The sequence below is a fragment of the Rathayibacter sp. AY2B5 genome, assembly GCF_002931645.1.
Taxonomy (GTDB): Bacteria; Actinomycetota; Actinomycetes; order Actinomycetales; family Microbacteriaceae; genus Rathayibacter.
In genome coordinates this window covers 29,909-50,220 of record NZ_PSUE01000023.1, presented here as the reverse complement: position 1 = coordinate 50,220, position 20,312 = coordinate 29,909, and the positions used below count along the sequence as shown (strand labels likewise).

The following is a 20,312-nucleotide window of genomic DNA, read 5'->3' as shown; positions in this document are numbered from 1 at the left end:
CCGTGACCGCGACCTCGACGGACAGCCGCCGATCCGCTCCCGCCGGCGCCTACTGGAACCTCCGGCGCCGCGACGCGCTCGCCGGCTGGCTCTTCATAGCGCCCCAGCTGCTCGGTGTGATCGTGTTCGTGCTGCTGCCCGTCGGGCTCGCGGTCTGGTTCAGCCTCAACGAGTGGAACGTCTTCACCGGCTCCATGACCTTCGTGGGCGGCGAGAACTACGAGCGGGCGATCAACGACCCGAGCATCGGCGCGGTGCTCGGCACGACCGCGGTCTTCTCCGGGGGAGTGGTCGTCCTGAACCTCGCCCTCGGGCTGGGCCTGGCCGTGCTGCTGAACCGGAGGATCCCGGGTGGCGCCCTGTTCCGCACGCTCTTCTTCTCGCCCGTCGTCATCTCGGTGGTCGCCTGGACCCTCGTCTGGGGCTTCCTCCTCCAGGACAACGGCGCGATCAACGGCCTGCTCTCGCTGGTCGGCCTCGACGGGCCGAACTGGCTCCAGGAGGGACCCACCGCGATGGCGAGCGTCATCGTCACGCAGGTCATCCGCAGCGTCGGCGTCAACATGGTGCTCTTCCTCGCCGCGCTGCAGGGAGTGCCGGGCGACCTCTACGAGGCGGCCCGCCTGGACGGCGCGAGCCCCCGCGCGATCTTCTTCCGGATCACGCTCCCGCTCATCTCGCCCACCCTGCTCCTCACCGGCATCCTCACGATCGTCGGCTCGCTGCAGGCGTTCGCGCAGGTCGCCGTCCTGACCGAGGGCGGGCCGGAACTGTCGACGACAGTGCTCGTCTACTACGTGTTCCAACAGGCCTTCGAGTTCAGCGACATCGGCTACGGCGCGACGCTCTCGCTGATGCTGCTCCTCTTCGTCCTGATCCTCACGGTCGTGCAGTGGCAGCTGCGCAGGAAATGGGCCTTCTATGAGAACTGACGCCGTCGTCGAGCAGGGGACCCCGCTCACGCCACGCCTCGAAGCCGTCCCGGAGCCGCCCGTCAAGCGCCGCCGCGGCCGCAGCCCGCTCATGACCGCCCTGCTCGTCGTGACGCTGATCCTGCTCGTGCTGCCGTTCGCGGTGCCGACGTTCTGGATGATCGCCTCGTCGTTCAAGCCGGTGAACGAGATCTTCTCGAACCCGCCGACCCTGCTGCCGGACTCGCCGAGCCTGGCGGGCTACGCCGAGGCGTTCCGGTTCCAGCCGTTCGCGCTCCAGTACTGGAACAGCCTCTACATCGCGGTCACGGTCACCGTGGTCACGCTGCTGGTGTCGAGCCTGGCCGGCTACGCCTTCGCCCGGATCCCGTTCCCGGGACGCAACGCGGTGTTCCTCGTCGTCCTGACCGGCCTGCTGGTGCCGACGGAGGTGACGATCATCCCGCTGTTCCAGATCTTCCGGCAGCTCGGCTTCATCGACACCCACGTGCCGCTGCTGCTGGTGCCGATGGTCGGAGCGCCGGCGGTGCTGGGCACGTTCATCATGCGGCAGTACTTCATCGCGATGCCCGGCGAGCTCGAGGAGGCCGCGCGCCTGGACGGCCTCGGCCGCTTCGGGATCTGGCGGCGCATCTTCCTGCCGCTGTCCAAGCCCGCGCTGTCGGCCGTCGCGATCCTGACCTTCCTCGGGTCCTGGAACATGTACCTCGAGCCGACGGTCTACCTGACCTCACCCGAGCTCTTCACCCTGCCCCAGGCGCTCACCCGCTTCACCGACGCCTACGGCGGGGAGATGTGGGACGTGCAGCTCGCCGCGGCGACGATGACGGTCGTGCCCGTGCTGGCCGTGTTCCTCCTCGCTCAGCGGCAGTTCGTGGAAGGGCTCGCGCACTCCGGTCTGAAAGGCTGACCCGGTGTTCACGGATCGCCCCCTCGCCGCACTCCGCGAGTTCCGTGCGGAGGTCGCGGAGCCCGACGATTTCGACGCCTTCTGGCGGGCCACCCTCGCGCTCGGGCGGGAGGGCGGCCCCGGCGTCAGCGCCGCGCCGGTCGACGCGGGCCTCCCGCTGGTGCGGGTGCGGGACGTGCGGTTCCCCGGCTTCGCGGGCGAGCCGATCGCCGCCTGGCTGGTGACCCCCGCGGTCGACCCGGGCGCCCCGCTCCCCGTGGTGATCGAGTACCCCGGGTACGGCAGCGGACGGGGCCGTCCGATCGAGCACCTCTGGATCGCCGCCGCCGGGTACGCGCACCTGGTCGTCGACGCGCGAGGCCAGGGAGCCGGCCGTCTCGCCCGCTCCGGAGCCACCCCGGACCCCCACGGCAGCGGACCCGCGTACCCCGGGGTCACGACCCGCGGCATCGAGTCGCCCGAGACCTACTACTACCGGCGCCTGATCGCGGATGCGGCGCTCGCCGTCGACGCCGTGGAGGCGCTCCCCGGGCTGGACCCGGACCGGGTGTCGGTCTTCGGCGGCAGCCAGGGCGGAGCGCTCGCGACCGCCGCGGCGGCGCTGCGCCCCCGGGTGCGCGCGGCGATCGCCCTGGTGCCCTTCCTCTCCGACGTCCTCCGCGCCACGACCGTCACGAACGAGGCGCCCTACGTCGAGATCGCCCGCTACCTGGCGACCCGCCCCGAGGACCTCGACGCCGTCGAGCGGACCCTCTCCTACGTCGACGGCGTCCACTTCTCGCGGCGCCTGCGCTGCCGGGTGCACCGCTCGGTCGGCCTGATGGACCCGATCTGCCCGCCCTCGACGGTCTTCGCCTCCCACAACGTCTCCGGCGGCGAGACGTCGATCGACGTGTGGCCGTACAGCGGGCACGAGGGCGGCGGGGTCGGCGACCGCGAGCGGGCGCTGGAGGTGCTGCGGGAGGTCCTCGGGTGACCGGACGGGCGTGACCCCGCGTCTCAGCGCGTCGGCGCCTCCTCCATCCCCAGCCGCATCGCCAGGTCCATGGCACGCAGGCGGGCCGGCGAGACGTCGTAGGGCAGGCTCCGGATGATCTCGCCGGCGCTCCGGGCGCGGGAGCCCTGCGTGGGATCGGGGGCCGGCGCGGGGTCCTCGGGCGGATGCGCCTCGTCCCACGCGTCGAAGATCGCCTCGTCCTCCTCGAGCTGACCGGACTCCTCGACGACGCGCATCAGCCGGGCCTCGAAGGCGTGCCGCTCCCGCGCCACCTGCTCCACCCGGGGGTCGTCCTCGGCGACCGTGTCGTCGAGGGCCTCCTCGGCGGCGTCGACGCGGTCGGCCTCCGCCCGCAGCGCCGGATCGGCGGCCAGGACGACGAAGCGGCCGGCCTGGGAGACGGCGCCCAGCGGACCGAACATCCGCTCGGTGACCAGCAGGGTGTCGAGGTCGGCCTGGCGCAGCGAGCCCTCGGGTGCGCCCTCGAGGCGGCGCGAGACGATGTCGTCGAGCAGCCCCAGCCGGCCGCCGAGGGTCCGCATGCGCCGGACCGAGGCCCGCTTCCGCTGCAGCTCCTCCTCCTGCGCGGCGAGCGCGTCGTCCAGCCGGGCGAGGACGCCCGCGACCTCGTCCTCGCGGTCGGCGCTGTCCTCGGCGCCGGCCGGGGCTGCGACGGCGAAGGCGTCCCGGATGTCCTCGAGTGCGACCCCGGCGTCGGCCAGGCGGCGGATCCAGAGCAGCCGGATGATGTCGTCGTAGCCGTAGCGCCTGCGGCCGTCGCCGCCCCGCTCGCGCTCGGGGAGCAGGCCGAGCCGGTGGTAGTGGCGGATCGCCCGCGGAGTGACGCCGGCGAACGCGGCGGCGTCGCCGATCTGCACCTGGCGGGGCGGGGCGGGGAACGACTGCATGGGGGACCTCTCCGATCGGGACCTTGTGCATCGAGCAGACCACATGACGCAGGGGCAGGAGCAAGCCGGCCCGGCCTGCTCCCGCCCCGCGTCCCCTCGCGCTCAGCGCGCCAGGCGCACCGTCGCGATCTCGAACGGGCGCAGCTCGAGCCGCACGTCGGCCGACTCCGCCTCGACGGAGCTCTCGATGCGGACCTGCTCGGTCGGGCGCTCCATCAGGTCGGTGCGGGTGACCGCCCGGACGGCGAAGGCGGCGCGGAGGGTCGCTGTGGCGCGGCGGCCGAGCGACTCGTAGATCCGCACGATCACGTCGCCGCTCCCGTCGTCTGCCGCCTTCACGGCCTCGACGATCACCGAGGGGTCGTCGATCGACACCAGGGGAGCGACGGGCGCGGCGCCGGTGAGCCTGCGGACCGGGGTGTTCAGCGCGTAGCCGGCCTCGACGGCGTCGGGCAGCTCGGCGCCGACCACGAGCGAGACGGCGAGGCGGTGGCGGCCCTGGTCGGCGTCCGGGTCGGGGAACAGCGGCGCGCGCAGGAGCGAGAGCCGGACCGTGGTCGTCGGGGTGCCGGCCGCGGCCCGGTCGCGGGTGATGTCGTGCCCGTAGGTGGAGTCGTTGACGACCGCGACGCCGAAGCCCGGCTCGCCGACGTGCACCCAGCGGTGCGCGACGGTCTCGAAGCGGGCGGCGTCCCACGTCGTGTTCACGTGGGTCGGGCGGTGCACGTGGCCGAACTGGATCTCGGACGTCGCCCGGTCCGAGAGCAGGTCGAGCGGGAAGGCGAGCTTGAGCAGCTTGCGGCGCTCGTGCCAGTCGATGTCGAGGTCGAGGTCGACGGCCGCCCGGCCGATCTGCAGCGAGACGGTCTGCACGACCGTGGAGCCGCCGAACGAGCGGGTGATCACGACCGCCGGCACCTCGCGGCCGAGCGGGTCGCTCACGGTGCCGGCGCGGACCGAGTCGACGCCGACGAGGTCCTCCACCGTGCGGCGGTAGTTGTCGTCGAGGTCCCAGGCGTCCCACTTGTTCGGGGTATCGCGGTGGAGCTGGAGGAGCCCCGCGGCGGCGTCGGCGGGCACGACCTCCCGGCCGCTCGCGAGGTCCACGACCGACTCGAGGAGCCCGGAGGCGCCGATCCGCACCCGGACGAGCCCGTTGTCAAGCACGTGGGCGTCGCCGTCGGAGCGGAGCGTCGGGGCCGAGTGCTCCGCGGCGGGGTCGGCCGCGGCCGCGCCGAGCGCCGGCACGCCCCCGACGGCGAAGGGGGAGGAGTTCACCAGCAGCTCCGCGGAGCCCTCGCCGGCGAGGGCCCGGACGGCCTCGGCGATCATCTCCTCGATCCGCTGCGCGATGCGGGCGTAGTTCTCCTCCGCCTCGCGGTGCACCCAGGCGATGGAGGTGCCGGGCAGGATGTCGTGGAACTGCTGCAGGAGGACCGTCCGCCACATCTCGCGCAGCTCGTCGGCCGGGTACGGGACCCCGGCGCGGACGAGGGCCGTGGTCGCCCACAGCTCGATCTCGCGGAGCAGGTGCTCGCTGCGGCGGTTGCCCTGCTTGGTGCGCGCCTGCGACGTGTAGGTGCCGCGGTGGAACTCGAGGTAGAGCTCGCCCGACCAGGTGGGCGCGTCCGGGTACTCGGCCTGCGCCTCCTCGAAGAAGCGGCGGGGCGTGGACAGCTCGACGGTCGGCGAGCCCTCGAGGCTGCGCGTGCGGCGGGCGGCCGCGATCATCTCGCGGTTGGGGCCTCCTCCGCCGTCGCCGTAGCCGAAGGGCACGAGCGACATGGTGCCGCTGCCCTTCTCGGCGTACTGGCGCTCGGCGCGGGCGAGGTCCTCGCCGGAGAGGTCGGAGTTGTAGAGGTCGACGGGCGGGAAGTGCGTGAACACGCGGGTGCCGTCGATGCCCTCCCACCAGAAGGTGTGGTGGGGCATCGTGTTGGTCTCGTTCCACGAGATCTTCTGCGTGAGGAACCAGCGCCCGCCCGCTCCGGCGATGATCTGCGGCAGCGCCGCGGAGTAGCCGAAGGAGTCCGGGAGCCAGACCTCCTCGGTGTCGATCCCGAACTCGTCGAGGAAGAAGCGCTTGCCCTCGAGCAGCTGGCGCACGAGCGCCTCGCCGCCGGGCATGTTCGTGTCCGACTCGACCCACATCCCGCCGACCGGCACGAAGCGGCCCGCGAGCACGTGGCCGCGGACGCGCTCGAACAGCTCCGGGTGGTCGCGCTTCAGCCACGCGTACTGCTGCGCGGAGGAGGCGGCGAAGACGAAGCCCTCCTCGCGCTCGATCAGGTCGCAGACGTTCGAGAAGGTGCGGGCCACCTTGCGGGCGGTCTCGCGGGCGGGCCAGAGCCAGGCGGAGTCGATGTGGGCGTGGCCGACGGCGTGCAGGTGGTGCGCGCTGGCCGAGGCGGGCCGCTCGAGGACGGTCCGCAGCGCCTCCCGGCCCGCGGCGGCGGTGCCGGACACGTCGTCCGGATCGAGGACGTCGACGGCGCGGTCGAGGGCGCGCACGATCTCGGCGCGGCGCTGGGAGGACTCGGGCAGCTGCCCGATCAGCCCGACGAGCACGGCCATGTCCTGCTCCAGCTCCCAGACCTCCCGGTCGAGCAGCCCGAGCTCGAGGCGGCGGAGGCGGTAGAGCGGGTCGGACGGCAGGGCGCCGTCGGCGGGGCGGCCGCCGAGCGCCGTGGGGGTGAAGGACCAGTCGCCGGTGATGTTCGGGTTGGCGGCGGCCTCGATGTAGAGCTCGACCGTGCGGTCGCCCGCCTCGCGGCCGGGCAGCCGGTCGAGCGGGACCGACTGGTTGAACGGCTCGACGGCCTTCACGACCGTGCCGGTCGCGGTGAAGACGAGCCCCTCCGCCTCGAAGCCGGACTGGGCGCCGGTGTAGCCGAGGTCGACGACGAGCTCGGGCTCGCAGCCGTCGACGCCGACCCAGGAGGCGGGGATCTCGCCGCGCACGTGGAACCACACGGTGCCCCAGGGGGCGCCCCACGGCTCCCCGATGCGGGCGGGCGCGTAGGACGCGGCCCGCGCCTGCTCGAAGGGGACCGGCTCGCCCGGAGCGGTCCACGACTCGATCCCGAGCGGCTCGACCGCCCGGTGGATCGCCGGCCGGAGGCTCTCGGCGCGGAAGCGGGCGATGCGGGCTTCGATGCGGGTGCTGTCGTCATGCATGCGTTCTGGTGCTCGTTCCGTGTGCGGTGGGGGAGGGCGGCGGCGCGGAGGGCGCCGCCGCCCGGGGTCAGGAGGCGATGACGACGCGGTGCCCGTCGGGGAAGACGGCCACCTTCCGCCAGGTGTCGCCGGAGCGCTCCCAGCCCTCGTTGACCTGCCCGGCCGGAGGGGTCGGGATGGTCTCGGGGGCGCGGGCGATCGTGGTGTAGCCGGCCGCGCGCTCCACCCGGCCGCGGCCGAGCTCGAACGAGGTCAGGCGTCCCTCGTCGACGATCAGCGAGCCCTCGTCCACTCCCGCGGCGCCGCGCTCGATGAACGGGTTCACGAGGCGCGTCTGGGAGGAGTCGCTGCCCAGCACGATCGCCTTCTGCTGCGGGAAGCGGCCGAGGCTGAGCCCGTAGAAGCCGCCGAGGACGGTGAGGTTGCGCACCTCGAAGTCCGCTCCGCCGTTCGTCAGGCCGACGCCGAGGCAGTTCGCGCCCGAGGTCGGGAAGAAGTTCGGGTTCACGATCATGTGGCTCGTGCCGGCCTCGATCAGCACCTCCCAGCCGTCGCGGGAGCCCTCCGAGCGGAAGTTGATCAGGGTCAGGCCGGAGTTGACCGAGCGCCGGTTCTCGTTGCGGATCGACCGGAGGCCGACCGTGCCGCCGATGGCCTGGCAGTCGAGCAGCGTCATGTTCGTCGGCGCGAGGAGGAAGCCGCCGAGGGCGGGGCTGATCGCCTCGACGTTGGTCATCGAGCCGCCGATGGAGGCCTTGCCCGAGTCCTCCACGCCCCAGCCCGCGGGGGCGACGATCTTGATCTTGTTCCAGGAGTTGGCGTACGAGTACTCGTCGTCGACGCCCGAGACGAAGGTGGCGCGCTCGCGGAAGATGCCCGACTTGCCGGTCTTCTGGATCCACAGGTTGCGGAACTCGCAGTTGACCAGCGAGCGCAGCGACATCCCGTGGCCGCCGGAGGACGTGCCCGTCATCTCGAAGTCGGCGAGGACGACGCCGGTGGCCTTGTTGTTGTTGGCGGGGCCGGCCGCGTCGCCGGTCTGGCCGGAGACGGTGAAGATGTCGCGGGTCGAGCCCTCGATCTGGACGATCCTCGTCTGGCGCATGCCGGCGCCGACGATCTTCGGCCCGGCGTAGCCGTAGGGCGGCCCGTTCTCGGGCTGCACCGGGTAGCCGCGGTAGTCGACCGCGAGGCCCGTCACCCGGATCTCGCCGGCGGGCAGCGACACCTCGCCGCCCGGAGCGGTCATCGCCTTGTCGATGGCCGCCTGCACTGCGCGGGTGTTGTCGGCGCCGGCGCGGTCGTCCCAGCGGAACTCCTTGTCGAGCGGCGAGATCGGCCCCTCGGTGACGCTCAGGCGCTTCTTCTGCCCGGGAGCGTCGGCCGGGGGCGCGGCGGCGGCCGGAGTGGCGGCGCCGACGGCTCCTGCCGCGCCGGCGAGGGCGGCGGCGCCCCCAGCGAGGAAGAGGCGGCGCGAGTTGTCGGGCCTGCGCTGCGGATCGTGCTCGGGCTGGTGATCGGGCTTGTGCTGCCGATCGGGCCTCGGGGAGGCCGTGGTCTGGTTGTCTGGGTCTGCGGGATTCATCATCGTCGACGTTCCGCCCTCTCTCGCCCCGGATGGGCGTACGGCGATCCTTCGTCATCGGTAGCCTGAGGTCAAGACGTAATACCTATTACCAGGATGAAGCGGGGGTGTCCGGGTGCCGCGGATCACGCAGAAGGACATCGCGCGTCTCGCGGGAGTCAGCCAGACGACGGTGTCGTTCGTGCTCAACGACAAGGGCGAGCAGCTCGCCCGGGTCCCGGAGGCGACGCGGGCGCGGATCCTCAAGGCGATCCAGGAGACGGGGTACGTCGCCGACCCCATCGCGCGCCGCCTCAAGCAGGTCGGCACCGGCATGATCGGCGTCTACACCTACGAGAGCCTGTTCCCGCTCGATCGCGAGGACTTCTTCCATCCGTTCCTCGCCGGCATCGAGGAGGAGGCGCAGAACCGCGACATCGACCTCCTCCTGCTGACCAGCGGCCGCGTCGGCGGCCGCCGCGGCGGCCTGAGCGGCGGCACCACCCGGCTGCGCCTGGCCGACTCCTGCATCCTCCTCGGGCAGCGCATGCCCCGTGAGGAGCTCGAGTTCCTCAACGCGAGCGGCTTCTCCTTCGTCAGCGTCGGCCGCCGCGACGACGCCGGCGGGCCCGTGCCCTACGTGGCCGCCGACTACGCGTCGATCGTCCGCGAGCTGATCTCCTGCGCGCGCGCCCTCGGCCACACCCGCTTCGCCTACGCCGGCCACGGCGAGGGCGTCGAGTCGTACACCGACCGCATGGCCGGCGCGCGGGCCGAGCTCGGCGACGGCTTCCTCCACCTCGTCCCGGGGCCGGAGGCGTCGCCGCGGAAGTGGATCCGCCGGATCGCCGCCGAGGGCGTCACGGTCGTCCTCGCCGAGCAGGAGGAGCAGTTCGTCCTCCTGCAGGAGGCCGCCGAGGCCGAGGGGGTGGCGGTGCCGGGCGACCTGTCGCTGGTGTCGCTCTCCGGATCCGCCGATCGCACCGGCTGGCAGGCCGGCTTCGAGCTGCCCCGGCGCGACATGGGCCGCCGCGCCGTGCAGATCCTCATCGAGGGCGACCCCGCGCGACGGGAGCAGCAGCTCCTCCGCTGCACGCTCGTCGACGGCGCCTCCCTGGCCGCGGCCCCGGCCTGACCGCTCAGTCTGACCGGCCGGGCTCAGCCCGAGTGGTGGCGCCCGATCGGCAGCACCAGCGGCGTCCGCGAGACCGGGTCCTCGATCACGCGCGACTCCATCCCGAACACCGCGCGCACCGTCTCCGGCGTCACCACCTCGGCGGGCGTGCCCGAGGCGTACAGGGCTCCGTCGCGCACGGCGACGAGGTGGTCGGCGTAGCGGGCGGCGAGGTTGAGGTCGTGCAGCACGATCACGATGGTCGTCCCGCGCGAGCGGTTGAGGTCGGTGAGCAGGTCGAGCACCTCGACCTGGTGCGACACGTCGAGGTAGGTCGTCGGCTCGTCCAGGAGGAGCACGTCGGTCCGCTGGGCGAGGGCCATCGCGATCCACACCCGCTGGCGCTGCCCGCCCGAGAGCTCGTCCACGGGGCGGTCGGCGAGCTCGAGCGTGCCGGTGTCGCGCAGCGCCTCCTCGACGATCGCGTCGTCGTCCGATCCGGAGCCGCGGCCGAAGAGGCCCCGGTGCGGGTAGCGGCCCCGGGCGACCAGGTCCGAGACGGCGATCCCCTCCGGGGCGATCGGGGTCTGCGGCAGCAGCCCCACCTGCTGCGCGACCTGGCGCGTCGGGAGCCGGTGGATCGCGCGCCCGTCGAGCAGGACGCTCCCCGAGCGCGGGGTGATCAGCCGCGCCATCGCGCGCAGGAGCGTCGACTTGCCGCAGGCGTTCGCGCCGACGATCACCGTGATCCGGCCGGGCGGCACGGCGAGCGAGAGCCCGTCGACCACGACGCGCTCGTCGTAGGCGAGGGTGACCGCGTCGGCGGCGAGGGTGGGCGGGGCGTCGGTCACAGGGAGCCTCCGGAGCGGTTGCGGCGGGCGAGGAGCCAGAGCAGGAAGGGCGCGCCGAGGGCGCCGGTGACGACGCCGACCGGGAAGCGCGCGCCCGAGAACAGCGCGCCGACGACGTACTGGGCGAGCAGGTCGGCGGCGAGCACCACGACCGCGCCGACCAGGGCGGAGGGGATCAGCAGCGTGCGCGCGCTCGGCAGGATCCGCCGCGCGATCGGCCCCGAGACGAAGGCGACGAACGCGATCGGGCCGGTGGCGGCGGTCGCGACGGCCACGAGGCCGACTCCGACCGCGAGCAGGGCCAGCCGGCTGCGCCGCACGTCGAGCCCGAGCGCGGTCGCCGACTCGTCGCCGAGCTGCAGCACGCCGAGCCGGCCCGAGAGCAGCAGCGCCAGCGGCACCAGCACGAGCATCGTCAGCGCGAGCGGCGGGACGGAGGGCCAGGCGGCCGAGTTGAGGCTGCCGGTCAGCCAGCGCAGCGACTCCTGGACGTCCTCGAAGTCGGCGCGGGTCTGCACGTAGGCGATCACGCTCTGGAACATCGCCGCGACGCCGATGCCGATGAGGATCAGCCGCGCCCCGATCACTCCGCCGCCCTCGGCCAGTCCGGCGATGATCAGGGCGGTCGCGAGCCCGGCCGCGACCGCGATCACCGAGACCGCGCCGCCCGAGAGCCCGAAGAACGCGATCGCGACGACGGCCGCCGCGCTCGCCCCCGAGGTGATGCCGATGATGTCGGGGCTGGCGAGGGCGTTGCGCAGCATCGTCTGGAAGATCACGCCGCCCATTCCGAAGCCCACGCCCACCAGGACGGCCGTGATGGTGCGCGGCAGCCGCAGCGTGCCCACGGTGAAGGAGGCGCCCGGCACGGTCTCGCCGAGGATCACGCGGACGACCTCCGGCACCGAGTAGACCGTGCTGCCGACCGTGAGCGAGACGACGACGAGCGCCAGCACGAGCACCGCGAGGACCGCGCAGCCGATGACCGTGCGCCGACGGCGCAGCGTGCGGCCGGCCGCGATGCCGACCGCGGCGGGCGCCTCCGCGGTCCTCACAGCGCCCGCACCTTCGAGCGGCGCACGATCGCGATGAGCACCGGGGCGCCGATCAGCGCGGTCACGATGCCCACCTCGACGTCGCTCGGCCGGGCGACCACGCGGCCGACCACGTCGGCGACGAGCAGCAGCAGGGCGCCGAGCAGAGCGGAGGAGGGCAGCAGCCAGGCGTGCGCGGGGCCGGTGACGCGGCGGGCGAGGTGCGGGACGACCAGGCCGATGAATCCGATCGGTCCGGCGATCGCGGTCGCGGCGCCGCAGAGCAGCACGGCCGCGAGCCCCGCGACCAGGCGGATGCGCCCCACGCGCCGGCCGAGGCCGGTCGCCAGGTCGTCGCCGAGCGCCAGGGCGTCGAGCCCTCGCGCGCTGGAGAGGGCCAGCACCGCGCCGACCGCGAGGAACGGGAGGACCTGCAGGATGCTCGCGGTCTCGGCGCCGCCGACTCCGCCGACCTGCCAGAAGCGGAAGCGGTTCAGCGTGGTCTCCTGGGTGAGCAGGACCGCGCTGATGAGGGAGGTGAGCGCGGCGGCGGTGGCGGCTCCGGCGAGGGCGAGCTTCAGCGGAGTGGCGCCCTCGCGGCCGAGCGACGCGACCGCGTAGACGAACGCCCCGGCGGCGGCGGCTCCGAGGAACGCGAGCCAGATGAACTGCGGCAGGCTCGTCGCGCCGACCCCGGCGATCCCGAGCACGACCGCGAGCGAGGCGCCCGAGTTGAGGCCGAGGATGCCCGGATCGGCGAGCGGGTTGCGGGTCAGGCCCTGCATCACGGCTCCGGCGAGCCCGAGCGCGGCGCCGACCAGGATCGCGAGGACCGTCCGCGGCACCCGCCCCTGCACCGCCGCGTCGACGATGGACGCCGGATCGGGCGAGGTCAGCGCCGGCCAGACCTCGCCGAGCGGGATCTCGCGGGAGCCGTACACGAGCGAGAGGACCGAGGCGACGGCCAGCGCGACGAGGGCGACCGCCAGCGCGGTCGCCCTCGTCTTCCGGGTGGGTGCGGTGCGGGTCACGACACCTTGTCGGCGGCCGCGGCGAGGCCGGCGGTGTACTCGTCGAGCACCCACGGGATGCTGAGCAGGTTCGGCGACGAGGTGGCCATGGCGGCGGAGGAGCCGTCCTCCAGCACGTAGACGGAGCCGCGCTCGACGGCCGGGATCTTGGAGAGCAGCGGGTCGGCCTGCAGCGCGGCGAGGGTCGTGTCGTCGCCGTAGACGACGAGCACGTCGGCGTCGAGCTGGTCGGCGTTCTCGGAGCTGATCGTGCCGCTGAACGCCTCCGAGTCGCCGGAGAGCTCGGCGACGCTCGGGGCGACGTCGAGCCCCAGGTCCTCGACGAACTTCACGCGCGCGTCGTTCGGCGTGTAGTAGGTGAAGGTGCTCGCGTCGGTCGGGTCGTACCAGCCGTACATGAACGTGGTGCCCGCGAGCTGCGGGTAGGACGCGGTGGTCTGCGTGATGTCGCTCTCGATCTCGCCGACCTTCGCGACGGCCTCGTCCTCGAGGCCCAGCGCGGCGCCGTCGAGCTTCGCGGAGTCCTGCCAGGTCGTGCCCCAGGGCAGGCCCGGGTAGGCGACGGTGGGGGCGATCTGGCTGAGGGTGTCGTAGTCCTGCCGGGTGATGCCGGAGTAGGCCGAGAGGATCACGGTCGGGCTGAGGTCCGAGATCGCCTCGAAGGGCACGCCGTCGGTCTCGTCGAACAGGGTCGGGGTCTCGGCGCCGGAGGCGTCGAGCGCCTCCTTCGTCCACACCAGCAGGCCGTCGCCGTCCTCGTCGCCGTATGAGGCGCGGGTGAAGCCGACCGGGGTCACGCCCAGCGCGAGCGCCACGTCCTGGTTGGTCCAGCTCGTCGCGACGACGCGGTCGGCCGACTCGACGGTGGTGCTGCCGAAGGCGTGGTCGACGGTGACGGGGAAGCCCTCGCCGCTCTCGGCGGCGCTGCTCTCGGACGTGCCCTCGGAGCCGGCGTCGGCTCCTCCCGAGCAGGCGGTGAGCAGCAGCGCGGCGAGGCCGAGCGAGGCGACGGCGGTCAGGCGGAGGGGGGTGCGAGTGGCGGGCACGGCGATCCTTCGAAGGGGGTGGTGGGGGTTGCGAAGGTTAACCTAACCTAACCGCCTGGACGGGGCCAGTGGCCGAGCGGATCAGCGGACGGCTCGCACAGCCACCACCGCATCCATCCGTCGCCCGCGGCCCGTGCCCGCCGCCGGGACGGGCCGCTGCTGACGGATCGATCGCGGGTGCGGCCCAACGGGAGCATCGTTAGCGTGGAGGTCCGCGCCGATCGCCGGCGCCGAGGGGAGCCCCATGGATCAGACAGTCGAGATCGACGCCCGGGCGGAGGCCCTGCGCGCCGACCCCGAGAGCTTCGCCGCGATGGACGCGCTCTGGCGCAGCGTCTACGCCCTGCCGATGTGGTGCTTCATCGCGCGGGGGCCGGACGACGCGCCCACCCCCTTCGTCGGCGGCCTGGAGTCGGGGCCGATGGTCTTCGCCTTCACCACGGGGGAGCGCGCCCGCGCCGGGGCGCTGCACGCCGGCCTCTCCGACGAGGACGCGTCGCGCGTGCTGAAGGTGCCGATGCCGGCCGCGCTCGAGTGGATCGCGGCGATGGGATCCTCCGGAGTCGCGGGAGTGGTCTTCGACCTGCCCCGCTTCGGGTACTTCGCGCCCCTCCAGAACCTGCTGCCGATGCGCGACTTCATGTCGGCGAACCCGCCGGCCTGAGCCCCGCCCCGTCGAGACCAGCGGATCCGCCGATACCAGCTGATCCGCCGGTTGTCGCCGCCCCGAACTGGTCACTGGACGACATCCGAGGATGGTGGGCCGGAGGCGCGCCCGTCCTCCGAGGACGAGGCCGGGAGACGCCGATGGGGAAGCTGCACTACGACGGATCGGTCGAGATCGACGTCGAGGACCGGGTGCTCGCCCACCTGCAGATCGTCCTCACCGCGAAGCTGCGCCGGGGGGAGTCGTGCCTGCTCACCTGGCGCGACGAGAACGGGATGAGCGACGGCCGCAGCGCGATCTGGCTGCACTCCTCGCACACGCTCCGCTACACCTACGCCGGCGGCCGCATGCCCCGCATCAACCCCGCCTGGATCTCGGCGCTCACCGATCTCGCGAACTCCGCCGGCGGCCTCCGCTTCGTCCCCGAGCCGCCGGAGCCCGTGCATCCCCCCGGCGGGAGCCCTCGCCGGTGACCGGCGGCCGGCCCCGTGCCCGGCCTCGGGCTCAGCAGCCGGAGTCGGCGGCGTCCGCGTCGAGCGCCGCCGCGGTGCCGAGCGCGATCAGCGACTGATCCGTCGCGACCGCGACCCTCGGGAAGCCGAGCGCTCGCAGCAGCCCGGCGCGCTCGCGGTCGCCCGCGTAGGCCCCGGCGCCCTTGCCCGCGCGCCGGGCCGCCGCGGCGATCCTCGGCAGCGGGTCGTCCGGTCCGTCCGCGGCGAGCAGGTCGGACAGGTCCCGTCCGAGGCCGATCGCGAGGTCGAACGGGCCGACGAAGACTCCGCTCACGCCCGGCACCGCGAGAATCCGATCGACGGCGTCGAGGCCGGCCTGCGTCTCGATCATGACCCAGAGCGCGGTGCGCGCCTCGGCGGCCGACGGGGGAGCGGCGCCCCAGAGATCGGACATCGGCCCCCAGCTGCGGCGGCCGAGCGGCGGGTAGTGCGCGGCGCGGACGGCCGCGAGCGCCTCCTCGACCGTCTCGATCATCGGGACGACGACGACGTCCGCTCCGGCGTCGAGCGCCCTGCCGATCAGCGCGTCGGAGAGCCTCGCGACCCGGACGCCGACGGGCGGCCTTCCGCTCACGACGCCGAGCGCGCGAAGGGAGGCGAGGACCGCGGCGTCGTCGAACGCGCCGTGCTGCGCGTCCAGGCACAGCCACGCGGGCCCGCCGCGAGCGATCTGCGCGACCGTCAGCGGCTCCCCGAGCCGGCACCACACCCCGTCGGCCCGTCCGTCTCCGAGAACCCGTTCCGCATCCACGGGTCCGATCCTCGCGCACGGGGCGCCGCCTAGGCGAGGACCGCCAGCACCGTCGACAGGATCCCGAGGACGACGCCCGCCCCGAGCAGGATCAGGCCGGTCAGGCGCAGCGCCCGCACCGCGTCGCTCCACCGGTGCAGGCGGATGCGGTGCGGATCCTCCTCGCGGTAGTGCACCTCCCGCTGGTCCGACCGCGTCGGCGTCAGCGGGTCCCCGGCGGACAGCGGACGCGATCGGACCTCGCCGGCCCGGGTCACCCAGTGCAGCGCGAGGGGCGGACCCTCCTCGAGGTAGGCGGTCGTCGTCAGCCAGCGTCCGTCGATGAGCGCCGCGACGAACGCGGCGAGCAGGAACAGCACGCCGAGGGGGAGGGTGACCAGCGAGAGGGCCTCGGAGATCGTCTCCAGCATGCAGCGTCCCTCCGACCGGATCCGGTGCTGAGCGTACCGAGTCGGCGGCCGGCGCGTCCGCAGTGGGACGCGCCCCGCCGCCGAGCCCGCGGGCCTCAGCCCCAGGCGACCTCGAGGTCGACGACGAACGTCACTCCGAAGCGGTCGCGCAGCATCCCGTAGAGGGGCGACCAGGCCGCCGGGGCCAGGGGCACGACTATCGCCGCCCCCTCCGAGAGGCCGTCCCAGAGGCGGTGCAGCTCGTCGGCGTCGGAGCCGCGCAGCGACACGAACACCGGGATCGTGCCCGGGTCGTAAGCCGTGTGCGCGGGGACGTCGTACGCCATGACGCGGAAGCCGGCCTCGGAGACGACCTGGCCCCACATCAGCTGGTCGGCCTCGTCGGGCGCGGTGACAGCGTTCGCGTCCGCGTAGGACATCGCGTCGACCCGGCCTCCCGTGACCGAGGCGTAGAACTCCAGTGCCTCGCGGGCCTGTCCGCGGAAGTTGAGGTGGGTCGTCGTGGTGATGCTCATGGTGCGCTCCTCGCAGTCGTGCCGGGTCGAACACCCGGTGCCCCGACGCTCCCAGGAGAAGAGGACGGTGACGGTCCTCTTCTCGGAATACCCTCGGGACGTGCCCACGACGACCGAGCGGCTCCTCCTGCTCCTCTCCCTCCTGCAGACCCGCCGCGACTGGCCGGGCGGAGTGCTCGCCGAGCGCCTGGGGATCGCGCCGCGCACGGTGCGTCGCGACGTCGACCGACTCCGCACGATGGGCTACCGGATCGACGCGGCGAAGGGCCCCGACGGCGGGTACCGGCTCGAGGCCGGCGCCGAGCTCCCGCCGCTGCTCTTCGACGACGAGCAGGTGCTCGCCCTCACCGCCGCCCTGCGCGCGCCGATCGCGGGGCTCGAGGAGGCGTCGGCCCGTGCGCTGGCGACGGTGCGGCAGGTCCTGCCCGCCCGGCTCCGGCCCCGAGCTGATGCGCTGCGCTTCACGGTCGCGGCGGCGCCGGCTCCCGCGGTCCCCTCGGAGCGGCTGGTCGCGGTCGCGGCGGCCGTCCGGGCCTCGGAGGTGCTCCGCTTCGCGCACGCGGAGGCGGTGCGCCGCGTCGAGCCCCACCACCTGGTCGCGCGTCAGGGCCGCTGGTACCTCATCGGCTTCGACCTCGACCGCGACGACTGGCGGGTGTTCCGCGTCGACCGGCTCGAGCCGCGCTCACCCCGCGGTGCCCGCTTCCGCCGCCGGGCGCTGCCGGTCCGGAGTCCCGCCGAGTTCCTGGAGGCGCGGTTCCGCGGCGGAGCGCCCGGGGAGGGGTGGCCGTGCCGCGGCTCGGTGGTGCTGGAGGCGCCCGCCGCCGAGGTCCTGCCCTACGCGGGCGACGGGGAGGTGGAGGACCTCGGCGACGCGGGCTGCCGACTCGCCCTCGGCGCCTGGTCGTGGGAGGCGCTCGCCGCGTCGTTCGGCCGGTTCGACGCTCCGATGGCCGGGGCCGAGCCGCCCGAGCTGGCCGCCGCGTTCCGCGTGCTCGCGGAGCGGTACGCCGCGGCGGGAGCCTGACCGGACCGCGGCGGCCGTCCGGCGCCGCTACTTCACCGAGTACCGGGCGCTCCCCGTGCTGCCGTCCGCCGTCGTGACCGTCAGCGTCCAGCAGGTGCCCCGCTTCGCGGGCACCGTCCACGCCTTCACGTAGCGGTTCGTCGCGGTGTCGTAGCGGAGGCGTCCGGTCAGGGTGGTCGTCGGCGCTTCGGTGAGGACGGCGCCGGCGGTGCAGGAGGTCTGCTTCTGCGTGACGCTGCGCACGTCGGCGAGGGCGGAGTGGCGGAACGTTCCCGCGGAGGACGTCGAGGTCACCTGGAACGTCATGCCGGTCGCGGCTCCGGCGGCCACGCTCTTCACCGAGGTGCTGAGCCCGCCGATCACCCACGGGGTCACGGTGTAGGACGCGGTGAGGGTCGAGACGTTGCCCGCCCGGTCGGTCGCGGTCGCCCGGTAGACGTGCGGTCCGACGGAGCGGCCGCCGCCCGTGATCACGCAGTCGCCGGTGAGGCCCGAGAGCGCGTCGTCCGCGAGGCAGCGCGCCTCCGGGAGCACGGTGCCGAAGGGGTAGGACCCCTCGGGCCTCGACGTGAACGAGAGCTGCGGCTTCGTGGTGTCGATGGCGATGCCGCTGCGGGTCGTCGTGGCGCGGTTGCCCGCGTTGTCGACGGCGGTGCCGGTGACGCTCTGGCCGGGGCCCTCGCGCAGGATCCGCGCGGGGGTGCAGCTGCGGATCCCGGAGCCGCTGCCGTCGGCGCAGGAGAAGCCGACGGAGACGGGGGAGCGGAACCAGCCCGCGGCGTTCGGAGCCGTCGGCGTGGTCGTCGCGGCGATGGTGGGGACGCCGGTGTCGACGATCCGGTAGGTCGCGGTGGCGGTCGTGGTCAGTCCTCCGGGGTCGGTCCAGGTGCAGGTCGCCGTGCGGGTGCCGAGGCCGTTCACGAGCGTGCCGGTGACGACGGCCTCCTCGCTGAACGTTCCGCTCTCCGCATCCGTGATCGCGCAGGCGGCCCTCGGCTCCGAGCCCTTCTCGTAGGAGGCGCCGTCGGTGGCGGAGGCGACCGTCACGACGGGCGGGGTGTTCGCGTGGACCACGGTGACCGTGTGCGGCACGCCGGCCGTGGTGCCGTACGCGTTCCGCGCGCTCACCGTGAAGGTGGAGTCGCCTGCGGTGGTCGGCCTGCCCGAGACGACGCCCTCCGGCGAGAGGGCCACCCCCGCGGGAAGGGCGCCGGACGAGACCTCGAAGGTCGCGGCCGGGCCGGACGCCGTGAAGGTCGCGGAGTAGCGGGTCCCGGTCGTGACGAGCGTCTCGGCGGTGTCGGCGGTGAGGGTCGGCAGCGGGCCGATCGCGAAGGCGTGGTTGAAGCCGACCGCGATGCCGGTGGCGCCGGTGATCCCGGCCGGGACGTCCAGCTCCGTGTCGCCGTCGGGGTGCAGGGAGACGACGGTGCCGTCGGACGTCAGCAGGACGCTGAAGCCGATGCCGGCGGCGATCGCGGTGATGCCGCCGAGATCGGCGGGGACCCGCGGCAAGCCGGAGTCGGCGGGGTCGCCCCAGGTGACGACGGTGCCGTCCCGCTTCAGGGCGAGGCTGTGGGAGTAGCTGACCGACACGGCGACGACGTCGCGGAGGCCTGCCGGGGCGGTGTACGCGCCCCTGTCGTCGCCGCCCCACGCCACGACCGTCCCGTCGGCGCGCAGCGCGAGGCTGTTCCAGCCGCCCGCGGCGATCGCGACCACTCCGGAGAGACCCGCCGGCACGTCGGTCGCTCCGAACTGATCCGAGCCCCAGGCCGCCACGGTCCCGTCGCCCCGCAGAGCGAGGGTGTGGTAGCTGCCCGCGGCGACGGCGGTCACGCCGCCGAGTCCGGCCGGGACGTCGGTCTGGCCCTGACGGTCGTCGCCCCACGCGACGACCGTCCCCTCCATCGTGAGGGCGATGCTGTGGAGGTACCCGGTCGAGATCGCGGTCACCTCGCGGAGCCCGGCCGGCACGTCCCGCTCGCCCTCCAGATCCGCTCCTTAGGCCTCGACGGTGCCGTCGGTGTGGAGCGCGAGGGTGTGGCTGTAGCTGCTCGCGACGTCCGTGAGGTCGGACATGCCCGCCGGCACGTCCCACTCCCCGTTGAGGTAGCGCCCCCAGGCGGCGACGCCGTTGGCGAGGTGGTCGTTCCCGACCGGCACCGGGTCCGGCTCGGCGGAGGCGAGGGGAGCCGCGGTGCCGGCGAGCAGCGCGACGGTCGCGGTCAGAGCGAGCAGAGTGCGGCGCAGGCCCGCGGCGGTACGGGCGGGGCGCGGAGAAGCGGGGTCGGTCACGGGCTCACGCTAGGGGCCGGCTCTCCTCCGCGGCGGGGGCGGGGGCGCCCTGTAGCGGACATGTCCTCTAGAGGGCGGAGCGCCGCTCCTCCAGGGCGGAGCCTGGCCCCTCGGGGCCCGCGGCGGAAGGGCTTGCCCGGATCCGCGGCGGGCGATTGGCTGGAGGGCAGGAGAGAGAGGTGTCACCATGACGCAGACCTTCCCCGCCTGGTTGCGGGATCAGCAGAAGAGGGACGACGAGGTCGGCCGCTTCGCGCAGGCCTTCGGCGGTCGCGACGACCTGCCCGAGCACGGCGGCCGCGCGATCTACGACGGCTACTTCGCCAGCGAGCCCGAGTCGGCGCAGGCCGATCTGGACCGCGCCTGGATGGAGTTCGAGGCGCACCCCGAGCCGTCCGCCACGTCCGACGAGCCGGAGGGACTCCGATGAGCGACCAGACCCCGAGCCCCGTCGAGGACCCGGACGACCAGTCCGACAAGCCGTCGCAGGCCGAGGGCGAGGACGAGCGCGACACCCCGCACGAGGTCCTGCCCGCCGAGGGCAAGCCCTCGAAGGCCGAGGGCTGAG

The 20,312-nt window shown here is 73.9% G+C and carries 21 protein-coding genes; 9 read left to right on the top strand and 12 right to left on the bottom strand.

Annotated elements, in window-relative coordinates; all coding sequences use genetic code 11:
- Window positions 1-2 precede the first annotated feature (2 nt).
- From C5C30_RS13645 to C5C30_RS13635, 3 genes are read left to right on the top strand one after another with little or no spacing between them, the layout of a single operon-like run.
- A complete protein-coding gene (locus C5C30_RS13645) occupies window positions 3-932 on the top strand; it encodes a carbohydrate ABC transporter permease (RefSeq protein WP_104333954.1) in 930 nt (309 codons plus the stop codon).
- The gene (locus C5C30_RS13640) at window positions 922-1,842 is read left to right on the top strand and encodes a carbohydrate ABC transporter permease (protein WP_244229554.1); all 921 of its coding nucleotides are present in this window, start codon (window positions 922-924) and stop codon (window positions 1,840-1,842) included. The genes C5C30_RS13645 and C5C30_RS13640 overlap by 11 nt, the downstream gene beginning before the upstream one ends.
- A gap of 4 nt (window positions 1,843-1,846) precedes the next feature.
- Window positions 1,847-2,818, top strand: a complete 972-nt coding sequence (locus C5C30_RS13635; protein ID WP_104309974.1) for an acetylxylan esterase — start codon at window positions 1,847-1,849, stop codon at window positions 2,816-2,818.
- Between the two features lie 23 nt (window positions 2,819-2,841).
- Here C5C30_RS13635 and C5C30_RS13630 read toward each other — a convergent pair whose 3' ends face one another.
- The 3 genes from C5C30_RS13630 to C5C30_RS13620 all read right to left on the bottom strand — a co-directional run bounded on the left by C5C30_RS13630 (window position 2,842) and on the right by C5C30_RS13620 (window position 8,512).
- Complete coding sequence (locus C5C30_RS13630) at window positions 2,842-3,747, bottom strand: MerR family transcriptional regulator (RefSeq protein ID WP_219827804.1); 906 nt, start codon at window positions 3,745-3,747, stop codon at window positions 2,842-2,844.
- Window positions 3,748-3,849: 102 nt separating this feature from the next.
- The gene (locus C5C30_RS13625) at window positions 3,850-6,924 is read right to left on the bottom strand and encodes a glycoside hydrolase family 38 C-terminal domain-containing protein (protein ID WP_104333952.1); all 3,075 of its coding nucleotides are present in this window, start codon (window positions 6,922-6,924) and stop codon (window positions 3,850-3,852) included.
- Between the two features lie 67 nt (window positions 6,925-6,991).
- The gene (locus C5C30_RS13620; protein WP_104333951.1) at window positions 6,992-8,512 is read right to left on the bottom strand and encodes a hypothetical protein; all 1,521 of its coding nucleotides are present in this window, start codon (window positions 8,510-8,512) and stop codon (window positions 6,992-6,994) included.
- Window positions 8,513-8,624: 112 nt separating this feature from the next.
- On the opposite strand from C5C30_RS13620, the gene C5C30_RS13615 reads away from it, so the two are divergent.
- A complete protein-coding gene (locus C5C30_RS13615) occupies window positions 8,625-9,623 on the top strand; it encodes a LacI family DNA-binding transcriptional regulator (RefSeq protein WP_104224309.1) in 999 nt (332 codons plus the stop codon).
- A 23-nt stretch (window positions 9,624-9,646) separates the two neighbouring features.
- Here C5C30_RS13615 and C5C30_RS13610 read toward each other — a convergent pair whose 3' ends face one another.
- The 4 genes from C5C30_RS13610 to C5C30_RS13595 are packed head-to-tail and all read right to left on the bottom strand — an operon-like array spanning window position 9,647 to window position 13,564.
- Complete coding sequence (locus C5C30_RS13610) at window positions 9,647-10,453, bottom strand: ABC transporter ATP-binding protein (protein ID WP_104224308.1); 807 nt, start codon at window positions 10,451-10,453, stop codon at window positions 9,647-9,649.
- A complete protein-coding gene (locus C5C30_RS13605) occupies window positions 10,450-11,508 on the bottom strand; it encodes an iron chelate uptake ABC transporter family permease subunit (RefSeq protein WP_104261585.1) in 1,059 nt (352 codons plus the stop codon). Before C5C30_RS13605 ends, C5C30_RS13610 begins: the two co-directional genes overlap by 4 nt.
- Entirely contained in the window at window positions 11,505-12,518 is a 1,014-nt protein-coding gene (locus C5C30_RS13600; RefSeq protein ID WP_104224306.1) for an iron ABC transporter permease, read from the bottom strand. Before C5C30_RS13600 ends, C5C30_RS13605 begins: the two co-directional genes overlap by 4 nt.
- Window positions 12,515-13,564 carry an iron-siderophore ABC transporter substrate-binding protein gene (locus C5C30_RS13595; RefSeq protein WP_104329680.1) on the bottom strand — a complete coding sequence of 350 codons (1,050 nt, stop codon included), beginning with the start codon at window positions 13,562-13,564 and terminating at the stop codon, window positions 12,515-12,517. The genes C5C30_RS13600 and C5C30_RS13595 overlap by 4 nt, the downstream gene beginning before the upstream one ends.
- A 244-nt stretch (window positions 13,565-13,808) precedes the next feature.
- Between C5C30_RS13595 and C5C30_RS13590 the strand changes: the two genes are divergently transcribed.
- Together C5C30_RS13590 and C5C30_RS13585 are read left to right on the top strand one after the other, a co-directional pair.
- Entirely contained in the window at window positions 13,809-14,228 is a 420-nt protein-coding gene (locus tag C5C30_RS13590; protein ID WP_104333950.1) for a hypothetical protein, read from the top strand.
- 143 nt (window positions 14,229-14,371) lie between these two features.
- Window positions 14,372-14,704, top strand: a complete 333-nt coding sequence (locus tag C5C30_RS13585) for an ATP-dependent DNA ligase (protein ID WP_104333949.1) — start codon at window positions 14,372-14,374, stop codon at window positions 14,702-14,704.
- Between the two features lie 31 nt (window positions 14,705-14,735).
- Here C5C30_RS13585 and C5C30_RS17765 read toward each other — a convergent pair whose 3' ends face one another.
- From C5C30_RS17765 to C5C30_RS13575, 3 genes are all read right to left on the bottom strand, one after another.
- Complete coding sequence (locus tag C5C30_RS17765; protein WP_181131586.1) at window positions 14,736-15,494, bottom strand: HpcH/HpaI aldolase/citrate lyase family protein; 759 nt, start codon at window positions 15,492-15,494, stop codon at window positions 14,736-14,738.
- A gap of 29 nt (window positions 15,495-15,523) precedes the next feature.
- Window positions 15,524-15,904 (bottom strand): hypothetical protein, encoded by a 381-nt coding sequence (locus tag C5C30_RS17760; RefSeq protein ID WP_159940051.1) that lies wholly within the window; start codon window positions 15,902-15,904, stop codon window positions 15,524-15,526.
- Window positions 15,905-15,999: 95 nt separating this feature from the next.
- The gene (locus C5C30_RS13575; protein WP_104333947.1) at window positions 16,000-16,419 is read right to left on the bottom strand and encodes a VOC family protein; all 420 of its coding nucleotides are present in this window, start codon (window positions 16,417-16,419) and stop codon (window positions 16,000-16,002) included.
- Window positions 16,420-16,519: 100 nt separating this feature from the next.
- Between C5C30_RS13575 and C5C30_RS13570 the strand changes: the two genes are divergently transcribed.
- Entirely contained in the window at window positions 16,520-17,446 is a 927-nt protein-coding gene (locus C5C30_RS13570; RefSeq protein WP_258063344.1) for a YafY family protein, read from the top strand.
- Between the two features lie 27 nt (window positions 17,447-17,473).
- Here C5C30_RS13570 and C5C30_RS13565 read toward each other — a convergent pair whose 3' ends face one another.
- Both C5C30_RS13565 and C5C30_RS13560 read right to left on the bottom strand, forming a co-directional pair.
- Complete coding sequence (locus C5C30_RS13565) at window positions 17,474-19,423, bottom strand: PxKF domain-containing protein (protein ID WP_104333945.1); 1,950 nt, start codon at window positions 19,421-19,423, stop codon at window positions 17,474-17,476.
- Between the two features lie 27 nt (window positions 19,424-19,450).
- On the bottom strand, window positions 19,451-19,744 hold the full coding sequence (locus C5C30_RS13560; RefSeq protein ID WP_104333944.1) for an RCC1 domain-containing protein: 294 nt from the start codon (window positions 19,742-19,744) through the stop codon (window positions 19,451-19,453).
- 187 nt (window positions 19,745-19,931) lie between these two features.
- On the opposite strand from C5C30_RS13560, the gene C5C30_RS13555 reads away from it, so the two are divergent.
- The gene (locus C5C30_RS13555; RefSeq protein ID WP_104227148.1) at window positions 19,932-20,174 is read left to right on the top strand and encodes a hypothetical protein; all 243 of its coding nucleotides are present in this window, start codon (window positions 19,932-19,934) and stop codon (window positions 20,172-20,174) included.
- Window positions 20,171-20,311, top strand: coding sequence for a hypothetical protein (locus C5C30_RS17755; RefSeq protein ID WP_159940045.1), 141 nt, complete (start codon window positions 20,171-20,173; stop codon window positions 20,309-20,311). The genes C5C30_RS13555 and C5C30_RS17755 overlap by 4 nt, the downstream gene beginning before the upstream one ends.
- The last annotated feature ends 1 nt before the right edge of the window (window position 20,312 follow it).

Coding starts and splice junctions, on each gene's coding strand:
- C5C30_RS13630 (WP_219827804.1), bottom strand. CDS start 3,747: ATGCAGTCGTTCCCCGCCCCGCCCCGCCAGGTGCAGATCGGCGACGCC.
- C5C30_RS17760 (WP_159940051.1), bottom strand. CDS start 15,904: ATGCTGGAGACGATCTCCGAGGCCCTCTCGCTGGTCACCCTCCCCCTC.
- C5C30_RS13625 (WP_104333952.1), bottom strand. CDS start 6,924: ATGCATGACGACAGCACCCGCATCGAAGCCCGCATCGCCCGCTTCCGC.
- C5C30_RS17755 (WP_159940045.1), top strand. CDS start 20,171: ATGAGCGACCAGACCCCGAGCCCCGTCGAGGACCCGGACGACCAGTCC.
- C5C30_RS13590 (WP_104333950.1), top strand. CDS start 13,809: ATGGATCAGACAGTCGAGATCGACGCCCGGGCGGAGGCCCTGCGCGCC.
- C5C30_RS13620 (WP_104333951.1), bottom strand. CDS start 8,512: ATGATGAATCCCGCAGACCCAGACAACCAGACCACGGCCTCCCCGAGG.
- C5C30_RS13585 (WP_104333949.1), top strand. CDS start 14,372: ATGGGGAAGCTGCACTACGACGGATCGGTCGAGATCGACGTCGAGGAC.
- C5C30_RS13555 (WP_104227148.1), top strand. CDS start 19,932: ATGACGCAGACCTTCCCCGCCTGGTTGCGGGATCAGCAGAAGAGGGAC.
- C5C30_RS13575 (WP_104333947.1), bottom strand. CDS start 16,419: ATGAGCATCACCACGACGACCCACCTCAACTTCCGCGGACAGGCCCGC.
- C5C30_RS13640 (WP_244229554.1), top strand. CDS start 922: ATGAGAACTGACGCCGTCGTCGAGCAGGGGACCCCGCTCACGCCACGC.